The 14969-nt window shown below is 69.4% G+C and carries 16 protein-coding genes; 10 read left to right on the top strand and 6 right to left on the bottom strand.

Going from position 1 to position 14969, the window contains the following annotated elements; translation table 11 throughout:
• Positions 1 to 8 precede the first annotated feature (8 nt).
• The 7 genes from PUT80_RS38280 (at position 9) to PUT80_RS38250 (ending at position 8537) form a co-directional block, all read left to right on the top strand.
• On the top strand, positions 9 to 1994 hold the full coding sequence (locus tag PUT80_RS38280) for a biotin carboxylase N-terminal domain-containing protein (RefSeq protein ID WP_275295046.1): 1986 nt from the start codon (positions 9 to 11) through the stop codon (positions 1992 to 1994).
• A complete protein-coding gene (locus PUT80_RS38275) occupies positions 1987 to 2751 on the top strand; it encodes an enoyl-CoA hydratase-related protein (RefSeq protein ID WP_275295045.1) in 765 nt (254 codons plus the stop codon). The genes PUT80_RS38280 and PUT80_RS38275 overlap by 8 nt, the downstream gene beginning before the upstream one ends.
• 8 nt (positions 2752 to 2759) lie before the next feature.
• Positions 2760 to 3533 (top strand): TIGR03084 family metal-binding protein, encoded by a 774-nt coding sequence (locus tag PUT80_RS38270; RefSeq protein ID WP_275295044.1) that lies wholly within the window; start codon positions 2760 to 2762, stop codon positions 3531 to 3533.
• A 702-nt stretch (positions 3534 to 4235) separates the two neighbouring features.
• Positions 4236 to 4826: a TetR/AcrR family transcriptional regulator gene (locus tag PUT80_RS38265; RefSeq protein WP_199818128.1), complete on the top strand. Its 591-nt coding sequence runs from the start codon at positions 4236 to 4238 to the stop codon at positions 4824 to 4826.
• A gap of 102 nt (positions 4827 to 4928) precedes the next feature.
• Positions 4929 to 6596, top strand: a complete 1668-nt coding sequence (locus PUT80_RS38260) for an AMP-binding protein (RefSeq protein WP_275295043.1) — start codon at positions 4929 to 4931, stop codon at positions 6594 to 6596.
• Positions 6596 to 7747, top strand: coding sequence for an acyl-CoA dehydrogenase family protein (locus PUT80_RS38255; RefSeq protein WP_134666863.1), 1152 nt, complete (start codon positions 6596 to 6598; stop codon positions 7745 to 7747). The genes PUT80_RS38260 and PUT80_RS38255 overlap by 1 nt, the downstream gene beginning before the upstream one ends.
• Before the next feature lie 169 nt (positions 7748 to 7916).
• Complete coding sequence (locus tag PUT80_RS38250; protein WP_275295042.1) at positions 7917 to 8537, top strand: hypothetical protein; 621 nt, start codon at positions 7917 to 7919, stop codon at positions 8535 to 8537.
• Positions 8538 to 8547: 10 nt separating this feature from the next.
• Here PUT80_RS38250 and PUT80_RS38245 read toward each other — a convergent pair whose 3' ends face one another.
• The 3 genes from PUT80_RS38245 to PUT80_RS38235 are packed head-to-tail and all read right to left on the bottom strand — an operon-like array spanning position 8548 to position 10428.
• Positions 8548 to 9615 (bottom strand): FAD-dependent monooxygenase, encoded by a 1068-nt coding sequence (locus PUT80_RS38245; protein ID WP_275295041.1) that lies wholly within the window; start codon positions 9613 to 9615, stop codon positions 8548 to 8550.
• A gap of 39 nt (positions 9616 to 9654) precedes the next feature.
• Positions 9655 to 9987, bottom strand: a complete 333-nt coding sequence (locus PUT80_RS38240; protein ID WP_275295040.1) for an antibiotic biosynthesis monooxygenase — start codon at positions 9985 to 9987, stop codon at positions 9655 to 9657.
• Between the two features lie 30 nt (positions 9988 to 10017).
• Positions 10018 to 10428 (bottom strand): DUF4345 domain-containing protein, encoded by a 411-nt coding sequence (locus PUT80_RS38235; RefSeq protein WP_037812712.1) that lies wholly within the window; start codon positions 10426 to 10428, stop codon positions 10018 to 10020.
• Positions 10429 to 10530: 102 nt separating this feature from the next.
• On the opposite strand from PUT80_RS38235, the gene PUT80_RS38230 reads away from it, so the two are divergent.
• Positions 10531 to 11124, top strand: a complete 594-nt coding sequence (locus PUT80_RS38230) for a TetR/AcrR family transcriptional regulator (protein WP_275295039.1) — start codon at positions 10531 to 10533, stop codon at positions 11122 to 11124.
• Positions 11125 to 11211: 87 nt separating this feature from the next.
• Complete coding sequence (locus PUT80_RS38225; RefSeq protein ID WP_275295038.1) at positions 11212 to 12033, top strand: hydrolase; 822 nt, start codon at positions 11212 to 11214, stop codon at positions 12031 to 12033.
• A gap of 19 nt (positions 12034 to 12052) precedes the next feature.
• On the opposite strand, the gene PUT80_RS38220 is transcribed toward PUT80_RS38225, so the two are convergent.
• Together PUT80_RS38220 and PUT80_RS38215 are read right to left on the bottom strand one after the other, a co-directional pair.
• Complete coding sequence (locus PUT80_RS38220) at positions 12053 to 12922, bottom strand: SAM-dependent methyltransferase (protein ID WP_275295037.1); 870 nt, start codon at positions 12920 to 12922, stop codon at positions 12053 to 12055.
• A gap of 19 nt (positions 12923 to 12941) precedes the next feature.
• Positions 12942 to 13562 carry a TetR/AcrR family transcriptional regulator gene (locus PUT80_RS38215; protein ID WP_275295036.1) on the bottom strand — a complete coding sequence of 207 codons (621 nt, stop codon included), beginning with the start codon at positions 13560 to 13562 and terminating at the stop codon, positions 12942 to 12944.
• A gap of 133 nt (positions 13563 to 13695) precedes the next feature.
• Between PUT80_RS38215 and PUT80_RS38210 the strand changes: the two genes are divergently transcribed.
• Complete coding sequence (locus PUT80_RS38210) at positions 13696 to 14064, top strand: cytoplasmic protein (RefSeq protein ID WP_275295035.1); 369 nt, start codon at positions 13696 to 13698, stop codon at positions 14062 to 14064.
• Positions 14065 to 14356: 292 nt separating this feature from the next.
• On the opposite strand, the gene PUT80_RS38205 is transcribed toward PUT80_RS38210, so the two are convergent.
• On the bottom strand, positions 14357 to 14566 hold the full coding sequence (locus PUT80_RS38205) for a hypothetical protein (protein WP_275295034.1): 210 nt from the start codon (positions 14564 to 14566) through the stop codon (positions 14357 to 14359).
• Positions 14567 to 14969: the final 403 nt, after the last annotated feature.

Here is a 14969-nt window from a genome sequence, read left to right as displayed (position 1 = left end):
AGGGACACATGATCACCAAGGTGCTGGTCGCCAACCGCGGCGAGATCGCCCGCCGGGTCTTCCGGACGTGCCGCGAACTCGGCATCGCCACGGTCGCGGTCTATGCCGATCCGGACGCCGACGCGCCGTTCGTGCACGACGCCGACGAAGCGGTCCCGCTCGGCGGGGCGACGCCGGCCGAGTCGTACCTGCGGGCCGACCGGGTGCTGGCCGCGGCGGAACGCGTCGGCGCGGACGCGATCCACCCCGGCTACGGTTTCCTTTCGGAGAACGCGGGATTCGCACGGGCGTGCGAGGCCGCGGGCGTCACGTTCGTCGGTCCGCCCGCCGAAGCGATCGCCGCGATGGGCAGCAAGTTGACCGCGCGGGAGATGATGGAACGCGCCGGCGTGCCGGTGCTGCCCGGGCGGGACCTGACCGGCGTCGCCGACGACAAGGTGCTCGGCATCGCCGCCGACATCGGCTGGCCGGTGCTGGTCAAGGCGTCGTTCGGCGGCGGCGGGCGCGGCATGCGGGTGGTGCGCGAACCGGGCGAGCTGCTCGAGGCGATCGCGTCGGCCCGCCGCGAGGCCGGAGCGGCGTTCGGCGACGACACGGTGTTCCTCGAGCACTACGTGGACAATCCGCGGCACATCGAGATCCAGATCTTCGGCGACCGGCACGGCACCGTGGTGCACCTGAACGAACGGGAGTGCTCGATCCAGCGGCGGCACCAGAAGATCGTCGAGGAAGCCCCGTCGCCGGTGGTGGACGAGCAGCTGCGGGCCCGGATGGGCGCGGCCGCGGTGGACGCCGGGCGCGCGCTCGGCTACGTCGGGGCGGGCACGGTGGAGTTCATCGTCGCGCCGGACGGCGGGTTCTTCTTCCTGGAGGTCAACACGCGGCTGCAGGTGGAGCACCCGGTCACCGAGCTGGTCACCGGCCTCGACCTGGTGCGGCTCCAGCTGGAGGTCGCCGCCGGGGCGCCGCTGCCGCCGGAGGCGCACGAGCCGCGGATCCGCGGGCACGCGATCGAAGCCCGGCTCTACGCCGAGGACCCGGCGCGCGATTTCCTGCCCGCGGCCGGTCTGCTGGAGCGCTTCGAGATCCCGGAAACCGAGGGGCTGCGGGTCGACGGCGGCGTCGAGTCGGGTTCGGTGGTGTCCACCAACTACGACCCGATGCTGGCGAAGGTCGTCGGCTACGGGCGGACGCGGGAAGAAGCGACCGCGCGGCTCGTCCGGGCGCTCCGGCGGGCCCGCGTGCACGGCGTCACCACCAACCGGGCGCTGCTGGTCGGCATCCTCGAACACCCGGAGTTCGCCGCCGCGCGGATCGACACGCATTTCCTCGACCGGCGGCGGCCGTCGACGCTGATCGAGGTCGACGACGCCGAGGTGGTCCGCGCCGCGGCGCTCGCGACCGCGCTGGCCGAGCAAGCGCACGAACGGGCGTCGGCACGGGTGCTGCCGCACGTGACGTCGGGCTTCCGGTCCTCGCCCGCGCAACTGCAGACGCGGTCGTACCGGCATCTGGACCGCGAACTGGCCGTCGGCTACCGGCTCGGCCGCGACGTCCGGTTCGAAGTGGACGGCGAGCCGCACGAGGTCGTCATCCACGCCTGCACGCCGCAGCACGCGGATCTCGTCGTGGACGGCGTGCGCCGGGCGTTCTCGATCGACCGGGCCGGCGCGACCGTCTACGCGGGCTGGCCGGGCGGGACGGTCGAACTGGCGGTGCTGCCGCGGTTCCCGGACGCCGCCGACCACCTGCTGGAGGGTTCGCTGGTCGCGCCGATGCCGGGCACAGTGACCCGGGTGGCGGTCGCGCCCGGCGAGCAGGTGCGGGCCGGGCAGCAGCTGATCGTGCTGGAGGCGATGAAGATGGAGCACGCCGTCACCGCGCCCGCCGACGCCGTCGTGGGCAGCGTCCCGGTCGCTGAAGGGTCCACTGTGGACACCGGAACAGTACTGATCGTGCTCGAGGAAACCGGTGCGGGAGGCGAAAATGGCTGACGAGGTCCGATACGCGGTGGAAGACGGCGCCGCGTGGATCACCATCAACCGGCCGGAGGCGCGCAACGCGCTCAACGCGGCGGTCCGGCGCGGCCTGAAAGCGCGCTTCGAGGAGGCGGACGCTGATCCGGCGGTCTCGGTGATCGTGCTGACCGGGGCCGGGGACCGGGCGTTCTGCGCGGGCGGCGATCTGAAGGAGATGGCAAGTACCAAGCTCACTGTGCCGCCGCCGGACTTCGTGCCCCAACCCGGCCGCACGCTGAAGCTCGCCAAACCGGTCGTCGCCGCGGTGAACGGCGGCGCGTACGGCGGCGGCTTCCTGCTCGCACAGTCGGCGGACCTGGTCATCGCGGCGGAGGAGGCGAAGTTCGCGGTGTCGGAAGCGAAAGTCGGCCGCGGCTCGCCGTGGGCCGCGCCGCTGCCGTGGCTGGTCCCGCCGCGCGTCGCGATGGAGATCCTGGTGACCGGCGATCCGATCAGCGCCCGGCGCGCTTACGAGATCGGGCTGGTGAACCGCGTGGTGCCGGGCGCGGAACTGCTTGACGCGACACGTGAACTGGTCGCCCGCATCGCCGCCAACGCACCGCTTTCGGTCCGGGCGGCGAAGGAAATGGTGTACGCGGTCGCCGAGCACGGCCGCTCGGATGCCTTCGAGGTGGCCGAGCGGATCTGGGAACCGGTTTATCTGAGCGAGGACGCGCAGGAGGGTCCGCGCGCATTCGCCGAGAAGCGGGCGCCGCAGTGGCGGGCGCGATGATCGACGGATTGCTGACAGACTTGGCGGCGGAGCACGACGCGCTCGCCGCGTTGCTGGCCGGACGGCCGGACCACGACTGGTCCGCGCCGACGCCCGCGCCGGGGTGGACTGTTCGCGACCAGATCGCGCACCTGGCGCATTTCGACGGAGTCACCGCGCTGTGCGTCGGCGAGCCGGAGAAATTCGTCGCACTGCGGGATTCCCTCGAAGATCTGCAGTCCTATGTAGACGGGATTGGAGCGGCGCACGCGGATCGGCCCGGTGCGCAGATGCTGGCCTGGTGGAACGACGAACACCGCCGTTTGCGCGCCGCGGCCGAGGCGGCGGATCCCGCGGTCCGGGTGCCGTGGTTCGGGCCGTCGATGAGCCTGGCGTCGAAGCTGACGGCGCGGATCATGGAGACCTGGGCGCACGGGCAGGATGTCGCCGACGCTTTCGGCGTGCGCCGCGAGGCGACCGCACGGCTGCGACACGTGGCGCGGATCGGGGTGCTGGCCTTCCCGAACAGCTACCGCGCGCGGGGTCGGCCAGTGCCCGACGCCGAGGTGCACGTGGACTTGACCGCCCCGGACGGCGACCATTGGACCTGGGGCGACCCGGCTTCCCCGAACGCGGTGACTGGACCGGCCGAGGACTTCTGCCTGGTGGTGACCCAGCGGCGGCACGTGGCGGACACGGCGTTGCGCACGCGCGGTGATATCGCGGGGGAGTGGATGCGGGTGGCCCAGGCGTTCGCTGGCCCGCCTGGGGTTGGGCGGCGGGCGGGGCAGTTTCGCCGCTGAGCTGGGCCGGGCTGGGTTGTGGCTGGGTGTTCGCCGGTTCGCCGGGGAGGGTTGGAGGCCGGGGCAGTTCCTTGGTTGAGGTGGGTTCGGGCGGGGTTGTGGTCGAGTGTTCGTCGGTTGGCCGGGGAGGGTCGGTGGCGGGGCAGGCTTGGGGCTGGGCCGGGTGTTCGCCGGTTCGCCGGGAAGGGCCGGAGGTCGGGGCAGTTCCGTGGCTGAGGTGGGTTCGGGTCGAGTGCTCGCCGGTTCGCCTGGGGTGGGTCGGTGGCCGGGGCAGATCCCTGGCTGAGGTGGGTCCGGGCCGGGATGTGGCCGAGTAGCCGCTGCGGGTTTGCGGCCGAGCCCTCGCCGGGGAGCGTCAATGGTCTGGGCAGTGCCGCGGCTGAGCCGGGCCCGGACGGGGGTTTAAGCCAGGCGTCCGCTCGTGGGTTTGCGGCCGAGCTTCGCTGCGGGTTCGCCGCGCCAGTGCCCGCGCAGCGCTTTGTGGCCAACCCTTCGCTGCGACTGCGGACGCTTCGGGCTTCCCCGCCCGCGTGGGTCTTCCCAGCGTTGCGCCCGTCCTTCCACCCGCGCCTGCCCCGCCCGTCCTCCCGCCGCAATCCCGCCAACCCTGAGTGACCCGCCGTTCACCCCACTGGGTCCGCTTCGGCGTGCCCGCCGCGCGGCCGATATCGTGGCGGGAGCGACAGGCTGGAGGTGGTGGGTGTGGCACGTTCGGCCACCCGGACGCGGGATCCCGACCGGAGAGCGAAGATTCTCGTCGCGGCGGGCGATCTGATCAGCCGCAACGGCTACCACGCGGTGTCGATGGCCGAGATCGGCCGCGACGCGGGGATTGTCGGTTCCGGGATCTACCGGCACTTCGACAGCAAGGCAGCGATCCTCGTCGCGCTCTTCGACGACATCATCGACCGCCTCATCGCCGACCAGGAGGTCGCGCTCGCCGAGCATGCCGGGCCGCGCGAGACGTTGCGGCGGCTTGTGCGCGGGCAGGCCGAGTTCGTGGTGCGCCAGCGCGCGCTGGCGCGGGTCTACCACAACGAGATCGGCAGCCTGCCCGCCGAGGACCAGGTCCGGCTGCGCCGCAAGCAGCGGCTGTACCTGGAGGAGTGGGTGCACCTCACCCGCGAGGCGCATCCGGACCTCGACGACGCGGTGGCGCGCACGCTCGTCCACGCCGCGGTCGGCGCCGTCCAGTCGAACCTGTTCCACAACGTCGGCCTCGAAGCCGACCGGCTGCTCGACTGCCTCGCCCGCGCCGCCGAGCTCGTGCTGGAGATAGCCGCGGACCAGTGACCCCGGCCGCGGAGCCCCTTGCTTAGTGAATGATGATTCTCTAAGGTGAGGGGCATCCGAGCACGCGGCGTGCTCACCGCGGAGTTCCAAAGGGGGAGCTTCATGGCCTTCGATGTCACCAGCCTCTACAACCGCCGCGCGGACGACCGCTGGAACCGCATCTGCGTGTCCGATCTGGTCGAACGCCTCACCTGGAGCGTCCCGGACGCGACCGCGATCGCGGGCTGGCCCGGCGCGTTCGGCGATCCCCGCTTCGCCCGGCTGACCTTCGCCGAGCTCGACGCGCTCACCAGCCAAATCGCGAACGCCCTGCTCGCCCGGGGGCTGCACCGGGGCGACCGGGTGGCGATGGTGTGCGAGAACTCCGTCGAGGGCTACGCCTTCAAACTCGGCGTCGCGAAGGCGGGCATGGTCGCGGCGCCGATCAACCCGGCCATGGCGCCGGACGTGGTGCGCTACCTGATCGACCGGGTGCAGCCGCGAATGTGCGTGGTGGACGCCGACATCTGGGTCGCCGCGCCGGAGCAGTGGCGCGGCGCCGGGGTTTCGCCGGACGTGGCGGTGGAAATCGGCGGACCCGCGCCGGAAGGCAGCGAGTCGTTCTCGCACTTCGTCTCCGGCGTCTCCGAAACCGCGCCGGACACCACGATCCACGGCGACGACATCTACGAAATCCTTTTCACGTCCGGCACGACGGCGATGCCGAAGGGCGTGATGTGCTCGCACGCGGCGTCCACGCTCGCCGCACACGGCTTCGCGCTCACCCTCACCCGCGGGGTCCCGTTCGAGGGCGCGGTGAAGGTCGCCAGCTTCCTGCCGATGATGTATCACGTCGGCCATCAGATATTCCTCCTCGCGGCGTTCGCGGCAGGCGGCTCGGCCGTCATCGGACGGCGGCCGGACCCGGTCGCGACCGCCGACTGCATCGAGCGCGAGCGGAGCACCGCGCTGTGGGGTGGTTCCCCGGCGATGCTCGGCGCGCTGCGGCAGGAACTCGACGCGCACCCGCGCGACGTGTCGTCCCTGCGGATCGCCGTCTACGGCTGGGCCGCGCTCCCGCCCGCGGTGCTCGCCGGTCTTCGCGCGCACTGTCCACAGTTGACAGTCACGGAAATCTTCGGGCAGACGGAATCCATTGCCTGCCACCGGTTCTGGCCCGACCAGCATCGAGACCTGTACGAGCGGACCGAACCGCAGGACAACTACGTCGGAGCGCCCAGTCCGCTGCTGGCGTCGCAGATCGTGGATCCGGAGGGCGTTTCCTTGGAGGGACAGGAAGGCGTGCCGGGCGAAGCCGTCTACCGTTCGCCCGTCACCACCGCGGGCTACTACCTCGACGAAGCGGCCACGCGCGAAGCGTTCCGCGACGGCTGGTTCCACTCCGGCGACAGTTGCTCCTACGGCGAAAGCGGCCAGCGCGTGATGGTCGACCGGTACAAGGACATCGTGAAATCCGGCGGCGAGAACGTCTCGACGATTCGGGTGGAGTCGGCACTGCACCTGCATCCCGGCGTCGCGAAGGCAGCGGTGATCGGCGTGCCGGACGAGCGCTGGGGCGAGCGGGTGGCGGCGTTCGTCGTGCTGGCCGAGGACGCGGCGGTCACCGAGGAAGAGCTGATCGCGTTCGCGCGGGAACGCCTGGCTGGCTTCGAAACCCCGAAAACAGTGCGGTTCGTGGACGCGCTGCCGGAAACAGTCGGCGGAAAAGTCATGAAGTACAAGCTGCGCCGGCAGTATGCGTCGGCCACGGAAGCCTCGGGACGGCACTGATGGATTTCGACGAATCGCCCGAGCACGCCGATCTGCGGGCCGCGGTCGGCAAGATCTGCGCGGGGTTCGGCGACGGGTATTTCCGGCGCGTGCTGGACGAAGACGGGCGCACCGACGAGCTGTGGCACGCCCTCGGCGAAGCGGGCTTCGTCGGCGTGAACCTGCCTGAGGAACACGGCGGGGGAGGCGCGGGCATCACCGAACTCGCGATCGTGGTCGAGGAGACCGCCGCGGCCGGGATGCCGTTGCTGCTTTTGCTCGTGTCTGCCGCGATTTCCGGGGAGGTGCTGAAGGAATTCGGCACGCCCAGGCAGCAGCGCCGGTGGCTGCCCGCGATGGCTTCCGGTGCGGAGAAAATGGTCTTCGCGATCACCGAACCGGACGCCGGGTCGAACAGCCACCAGCTGCGCACCACCGCGCGCCGGGACGGGGACGGGTGGGTGCTGTCGGGCACGAAGTACTACATCTCCGGAGTGGACGAAGCCGCGAACCTGCTCGTCGTGGCCCGCACCGGCGCCAGCGACTCCGGACAGGGCGAAATGACGCTGTTCGTCGTGCCCACGGACGCCGACGGCCTGCACCGCAGCCGAATCCCGGTCGAAATGCGCGCGCCGGAGAAGCAGTACACGCTCAGCTTCGACGACGTCCGGGTGGACGACGACCGCCGGATCGGCGAGGTCGGCGACGGACTGCGCATCGTTTTCCGCGGCCTCAACCCGGAACGCATCGGCGGCGCCGCGATCGAAACCGGCATCGCACGGTACGCACTGGCGAAAGCCGCGCGCTACGCGAACGAGCGCTCGGTCTGGGGCACGCCGATCGGTGCGCACCAGGGAGTGGCCCATCCGCTCGCGGAGGCGGCGGTAGACGTCGAACTCGCACGCTTGATGACCGCGAAAGCCGCGTGGCTGCACGACGCGGGCCGCCCCGCGGGCGAGGCAGCGAACATGGCGAAATACAGCGCCGCCGATGCCGCCCTGAAAGCCCTCGACGCAGCCATCCAAACCCACGGCGGCAACGGAATGGCGACTGAATACGGTCTCGCGCACCTGTGGGGAATGGCGCGCCTGCTCAAGATCGCACCGGTGAGCCGGGAGATGATCCTGAACTACGTCGCGAGCCACACACTTGGCTTGCCGCGGTCGTATTGACCCGCTGAAACGGCCCCGGAAGCGGAAGTCATCGCTGAATGACAGCTTCATCGTGACTCCACACTCGCTTGCGATGCTCATTCGCTCCTGGCTGAGGCGGTTCAGTGCCTGCGTGCTCTACTGCGTGCACACCCCGTCGAGAGGATCTCGTGCTGTGAAAGCCGAGCGGATGAACGCAGACGACCAGGCCGCGCCCGCTGTCGACCCGGTGTACGACCTGGACTTTCCCGGTCCGCACAAGCAGTGGGTCGCGGCGATCGAAAACTCGCCTGCGACGCCGGTCTGGTTCGGTCACCGGACCGATGCCGGAGACCGGGCCGCGCTGGTGGGCACCTTGCCGCGCGGAGCGTTCGCGGCGGGTACGGGGCCGTTGGAATGGGGTGTGCCCGGCATGGCGCTCGGGCAGCTGCTGAACGTCATCGAACCGACCCCGCCCGGTGCGGATCGCGCCGCTCTTCGCAAGGCTGTTCAGGCGCATCTGGCCGAGCGTGTCGCTGACCTGTCCAGCTGGCCGCGTTCGATGTGGACGGTGGACGGCGTCCGCGTGCAGGCGGCGGTGCTGCACTTCGCGGGCGCTTGGCTGGCGCTCGCCGACGAATTGGACGTTGTCTACTTGGCGACTGTCGGCGTGGGCACTTCGCCGGACGGCCTGGAGTTTCACCAGACGCGCGGCGAGAAATACGGTGCTGATTTCTCGGTTCCGCTGACCATTGGCCAGCTCCACCGGCTCCGTGCGGAGCAGATGCCACAGCCTTCTCAGCCCCACCCGGACCTGTTGCGCCTCAAGTAACTCGCGGGGGTCAGTGGCCGGTTTTGAGTTCGGACAGCGTCAGCGCCATCTTGCGATGGACCGCGGGCAGCCAGTCCAGCGTGCGCATCGCGGTGTTGCGGATGGCCCGCAGCGCGGGGCTGCCGAGGGTGGCGGCGCGGGTCATTTTGTCGGTGAACGCCACGATTTCCTCGGCGACCGGACGTCGCTCGGCTTCGTAGCCGTCCAGGGTGCTGTCTGGGGCGCCGTCGCGTAGCACCGCGCCCAGTCGGCGGGCCAGGTCCAGTGCGTCTTGGATGCCGGTGTTCATGCCCTGGCCGCCGGCCGGGCTGTGGACGTGCGCGGCGTCGCCGGCGAGGAAGACGCGTCCGGCGCGGTAGCGGTCAGCCAGGCGGTGGTGCACGCGGAACCGCGAACTCCAGCCCAGATCGGTCACGTCGATCGAACCGGTCCGCGGACCGCGGGTGTCCAGCAACGCCTGTACCTGGGAACGGTCGGGGTGCGGCGGCGCGTCGTCGACCGTCGCCACGATTCGGTGCCGGCCGCCGGGCAGGGGCGCTAGCACGGTGACTCCCTCGGGGGCGAAGTAGAGCCGGACTTCCGCGTCGGTCACGTCGCCGGTCAGGACGACGTCGGCGAGGACGAACGACTGCGGGTAGCTGTCGCCGTGGAACGTGATGCCGGCCTGCTCGCGGACGAGACTGTGCATCCCGTCGGCGCCGATGACGTATCCGGCCCGGATCTGCTCGCCGGTGGCGAGGGTGACGGTGACGCCTGCGGGGTCCTGCGCCAACGCGGTCACCTCGCTGGGCAGTTGGTCGAAATCGATGTGCAGCAGCACGCGATCATGCTCGCGCACAGTGAATTTCGAGACGCGGATGCCGCGTGCCACGAGTTCCTCGGTGACGCCGATTTCCTCGAGCACCTCGAGGGTGCGGGCATGTACGACCGCTGCCCGTGAGGTGTTCATCATTTCGGCCTGTTTGTCCACGACCATCGTTTCGACGCCCTGATCGGACAGGGAGGCCGCTGCCGCCATTCCGGCCGGACCGGCTCCGACTACCAAAACCTCGGTGCGAGCGGGTTCATGCGCATTCATCACGATTTTCCTCACCGTTGACCGGGAAACGAGCCGGATTTACCGCGACACGAGTTGGTGCACCAGATGCGGGCGCGCGAACAGTTCGGTGTTCGTGCCGTCGACGACGCCGGGTGGCGCTTCGCCGAACTCCGCGTCGAGCGCGAGCCGGGTCTGTGGCGAATGGCGCAGGGCTATGGCGGCTTCGAGCGCTTCGCGAGATTCGGCTTTGGCAACGCACACGATGGTTTCCCCGTCTGCGGTGAGCCAGCAATCCGCCGACAGAAACCCCGGTGCACTGCGGAAAACCCGGGCAACGCCTTCCACGCGCCGGAAGAACTCGTCGCGGTAATGCGGATGCGGATAGTGGTAAGCGATGAAACCGGCCAGCATGATGTTTTCCTTTGTTCGCAACGAGAAGCTCTACCGCGTCAATGCCGCGAGGTCCGCGGTCGCCGGGCGTCCGGTGGCTTTCTGCAGCAGGGGCGAATAAATCAGGGGCGTGACGAGTTCGACAACCAGCATCGCGACGTAGAACCAGTGCGGCCAGCCGGAGTAGGCCACGGTCAGCAAGCGCACCAGCCCGCCGGCGAAGAACACCAGCATGAGGAGGTGGATCAGGCCGGCGTGCCGGTCCAGGTCCCGGGCGGCCCACACGCAGGCGATCCCGTAGGCGAGGAACAGCAGCATCGAGAACCGCAGATCGCCGTCGAGGGTGGCGTTCGGGGTGTTCGCGCCGATGATCGTGCTCGGCCCGATCAGGATGTGCGCCAGCGCGATCAGCGCGCAGGCGATCCCGAAAACGACGAGATACCACCGCAATACGGCCTTCATGATCGCCTCCCGGTCCCGGATGCGCGCCGTTAGTACACACGCGTCTACTAAGCCGCCGAAGCGTAACCGCGCTAGTGGACGCGCGTCAACTAAGGTGGGGCGATGCCGCCTCGCCGCCGTCTCGCTCCGGACCAGCGCCGTGCCGAACTCCTCGACATCGGCGCGCAGCTGTTCGCCGAACTGCCCTACGAGCAGGTGCAGATGGACCGCGTCGCCGAACGCGCCGGGGTCTCCCGCGCCCTGCTGTACCGGCATTTCCCGAAGAAGAGCGTCCTGTTCGCGGCGATCTACCAGCGCGCCGCCGAGCAGTTGCAGGCCGAGATCCGGATCGAGCCCGACCTGCCGCTGACCGACCAGATCGCCGCCGGCCTCGACGCGCACATGGACTACTTCGCGGCCAACCGCCACACCGTGCTGGCCGCCAACCGCGATCTCGCCGGCGACCCCGTCGTGCAAGCCATCGTGCTGGGCGACCACCGGGCCATGCACGACGTCATGCTCGCCGCCACCGGCCTCAGCGGCGCACAGCGCGCCACCATGTCCGCGGCGCTCACGTCCTGGCTGATGTTCGTGCACACCCTGTGCCTGGAATGGCTCGAACACGACCGCCTCACCCGCGACCAGGTCCGGACCGTCAGCCTCGGCGCGCTGGCGGGAATGATTGCGGCGCTGGAGGATTCGTCGGACGGTCGGTAGCTCGCGAGCCAGGTCGGGGGAGCAACCGGCGTGGTTCGTCGATCGGAGGTTGACCTCCACCATGGTCGAGGTTCAAGAATCTCGATCATGACATTGTGGATCTGCGACCGATGCGGCATCGAACAACCCGGCTCTCCGGAACCCCCGCACTGCGTGCTGGACCGCGGCGAGGTCGGCATCGAGGAGCGCGGCGACCTGGGCCCGCATTCGGGGAGTTGGCGCACTCACGAACAGCTTGCCGCCGAACCGCACGTGGTGCGGGAGCGGGACCACGGCCGCGGGGTGCACAGTCTGCGGCGGGAACCGGTGGTGGGGATCGGGCAGTGGTCGTTCGTCGTGCGGACCGCGCGGGGGAACGTGTTGTGGGATCCGCCGACTTCCATCGAGCCGGACACGCTCGCCGCGGTTCGGGCGCTCGGCGAGGTCGCCGCCATCGCGACCAGTCATCCGCACATGTTCGCCGCCCAGGTCAGCTGGAGTCACGCGTTCGGGCGGGTCCCGGTGCTGGTGAACGCCGCGGGCCGCGAATGGCTGGGCCGTACCGATCCTGTACTCGAGTTCTGGACCGGGCACGCCGAGCCGGTGCCGGGGGTCGAGTTGATCCAGGTCGGCGGGCACATGCTGGGCAGTGCCGTGCTGCGCACCCACGACGGCACGATCCTCTCCGGCGACTCGATCAGCGGCGGTCTGGTGCCGAATTGGGTGTCGTTCCAGCGCAATTTCCCGAAGCACATCCCGCTGTCCGCCGCGGTGGTACGGCGGATCGTGGACCGGCTGGACGGCTGGTCCTACGACCGGCTGTACACGCTCGGCGGCGACACCATCGACGCGGACGCCAAGGCGGTCGTGCATCGTTCCGCCGACGCGCATATCCGTTGGGTCAGCGGGGAATTCGACCATCTGACCTGAGCGAATTCCACAGGCGGGATCAGCCGGTGAACTCGGCCAGCACCGAGCGTTCTATCTCCGACACCGGCAGGTCCCGTCCGGCGGGCCGCAGATACCGGGCGGTGAATTCCTCCGGTCCGGCTTGTTCTCGTTCGTGCCAGCCGTATTCGGCGAGGAACGCTTCGACGCGGTCGGGGGCCAGGCCGAAGCGCCAGAGCGGCCGCTTGCGAACGAACTCGGTGTAGGCGGCTTCGGCGCCGTAAAGGCGGGTGCCGTCGAGGAAGTCCTTGCGGACAAAGGTGAACACCAGGCGGCTGCCCGCGGCCGCGGTGGCCAGGAAGTCGAACGTGCGGCGGACGCCGTCCTCGGTGAGGTATTGGGTGACTGCCTCCCAGACGAAGAAAGTCCGACCGGGGAGGTAGCCGTGCCGGGCGAGGGCGTCGGCGAGGTTTTCGGTGTTGAAGTCGACCGGCACCTGCGTCAGGTTGGCGGGGACGCGGCCGAGCGCCTTGGTGAGCGCGGTGCGTTTGCGGTCGATGTTGGCGGGCAGATCGACCTCGTAGACCGGGATCTTCGCGAGCGCGGGCAGGCGGCAGGCGCGCGTGTCGAAGCCCGCGCCGAGGATGACCACCGCCTCGATCCCGCCCTCGTCGAGAGCCGCGCGGAGGGCATCGTCGACATACCGTTTGCGGCACAGCATGCTCGCCCACAGGCCGGGGATCTTCTTCTCGGTCGGGGCGATCAGCGCCCGCCGGATCGGCCGGTATTTCGTCAGCGCGGCGGCGAGCCTCCCGCTGGCGGGCAGGAGGCGGCGGGCCCACGGGTCGTCGATGAGCGGCCGGGCCTCGTGCTGGTCGGCGGCGACGATGACCATCGGCCCGAACGCGGTCCGATCGGCTCCGGTTGCCATGAGGTGCTCCTCGGTCAGGTCAATGATCGACGCTGGGCTGCTGGTGGAACAGCGCGGAGGTTAACGCCTCGGTCGCGGCGCGCGCAGCTGATGCCGTGTCGCCGTCGAAGGTGTCGAGCAGGGTTTGCCAGCCGGCGTGGCTGGTGAGGGTGTAGGCCAGCGCGAGGGCGGCCGACGCGGAGACCGCGAGTCTGCCGTCCCGGTGGGCGCGTTCGACGATGCTGTTCAGGAGGGTGCGCCGCCATCGGCGGATCGCGCGGATCTGCTCGTCCAGTTCCGGTGCGTCCTGCTGGGCGAGCAGGACGGTGAGGCGCGGGCCCATCTGCTCGTAGCGGGAGTAGTACGCCTTGATGATGTGCTGCAGCTGATGCTCGGGCGCGGCGTCGGGCAAGCCGAGATCCTCGACGGCCGCACGGGTTTGCGCCGTGTGGTGGTCGAACGCCGCGGTCAGCAGTTCGTCGCGGCTGGAGAAGTGGTTGTAGAGGGTGCGCAGCGCCACGTCGGCCCGTTCGGCGATCTCCTGCATGGTGACCTGCTGCCCGCCCGAGGCGACCAGGGCGTCCAGGGTCGCGTCGAAGATGCGGGTCCGCGCTTCTTCGCTGGCGCGGTGCCGGGTCTGCATTGAATAACGGCGAGGCATGCGTCCAGTCTACCCATTTACATGCACGCATGCGTGCAATAAAATCCTCCGTTGCGGTACCCGCCGCGACGGCGGCCGGGCCGCACGTCCGGCGCCCGCCGGGCGGACCTCGAACCTTCTCGGTGAGGCAGTCATGACCATCGATGCGGCAACCGCCCTGGATCCCGCTGTCACCAACCCGGAGCACTACCACGTGGTGTTCGAGAACGAGCGCGTCCGCGTGCTCGAATACACCGACAAGCCCGGCGACCGCACCACCCGCCACGCCCATCCCGACAGCGTGCTGGTGGTGCTCAGTTCGTTCCGCCGCCGGATGTACGCCGCCGACGACAGCACGCACGACCTGGAGCTGACCGCGGGCAAGGTCGGCTGGCTGGCCGCTCAGCAGCACGCCGGGCACAACATCGGCGACACCGACAGCCACGCCCTGTTCATCGAGCTCAAAGAAGGGGTCCGGACCGAGACCGGGGTGCTCGGGCCGATCGGTCCCGCGGTGGAGTGAGGGCCGTCGGGGTGCACGCTGGAGGAGGCTTTCGCATCCGGCTTAACGAAGTGTCAGACAGGGACCTTATCGATTGCTCCTCGCGATCAAAGCAGAATTGCCGGTGCGGTCGGGGCCGGATCCAGGGAGATAGGATCTGACGACAAAACTGAGGCATGCGATGAATCCGCTGTCGCCGGTCGAGTGCAGTGTCAAACATCGCACGTGATGGGCGGACTTCTCTTTGATGTCTGCGAACTGCAGTATTTCCGCGGTCTGCGCACGGTCTGCGTAGTCTATGGTCAGGGACTGATTAGAGGGATTTGAGTTTCATCCCGACCACCCCGAAGAAGGCGGCTTCGATCAGGTCGCCGGCTTCGGTGTCGACGGTGCGCAACCGAAGTTCCGAATGGCTGACGGCATAGCGCCACGGGCGAAAAACCCGGTCGAACGTGAGGGGAAGCGCCCCGCTCGGTCCACTGTCTCGGTCAGGGATTGACGGGGTGGGCAACGGCGACTCCATCTCACGTTCGGCCGCGAAGCTGGGTTGTTGCGGATATAGCTTAGCTCCCACGCTGTGGCTTCTTCGTTGAAGAGGGTATCCAGTCTGTCGCTGAGTCGTGCTGCGGCGATCCGCGGAGACGGCGTAACCCAGGCTCATAAACTTCGGGCCGCATCGACGAATGACGCCGGGCAGCGCTGCGGGTCTTCGGCGTTCGAGATGTCGGCGCAGAGGATGACCTGCAGACCGTCGGTCGATTCACCGGAGGTGGCGACGTAGCGGATCAGGTAATCGCCAGCGAGGAGCAGGACTGGCCGGTGCTGGGTAAAGGATCGACATCGAGACCGCAAAGAACCGCTCCGCCTTGCCCCTGAGCAGCCGCAACGCCGCTTCGGCGAAGTTTCGCGGCCGACGAAGCAACGTA

This window comes from Amycolatopsis sp. La24 (genome assembly GCF_029087445.1).
Classification (GTDB): Bacteria; Actinomycetota; Actinomycetes; order Mycobacteriales; family Pseudonocardiaceae; genus Amycolatopsis; species Amycolatopsis nivea.
This window is presented reverse-complemented; position numbering and strand designations above follow the sequence as displayed.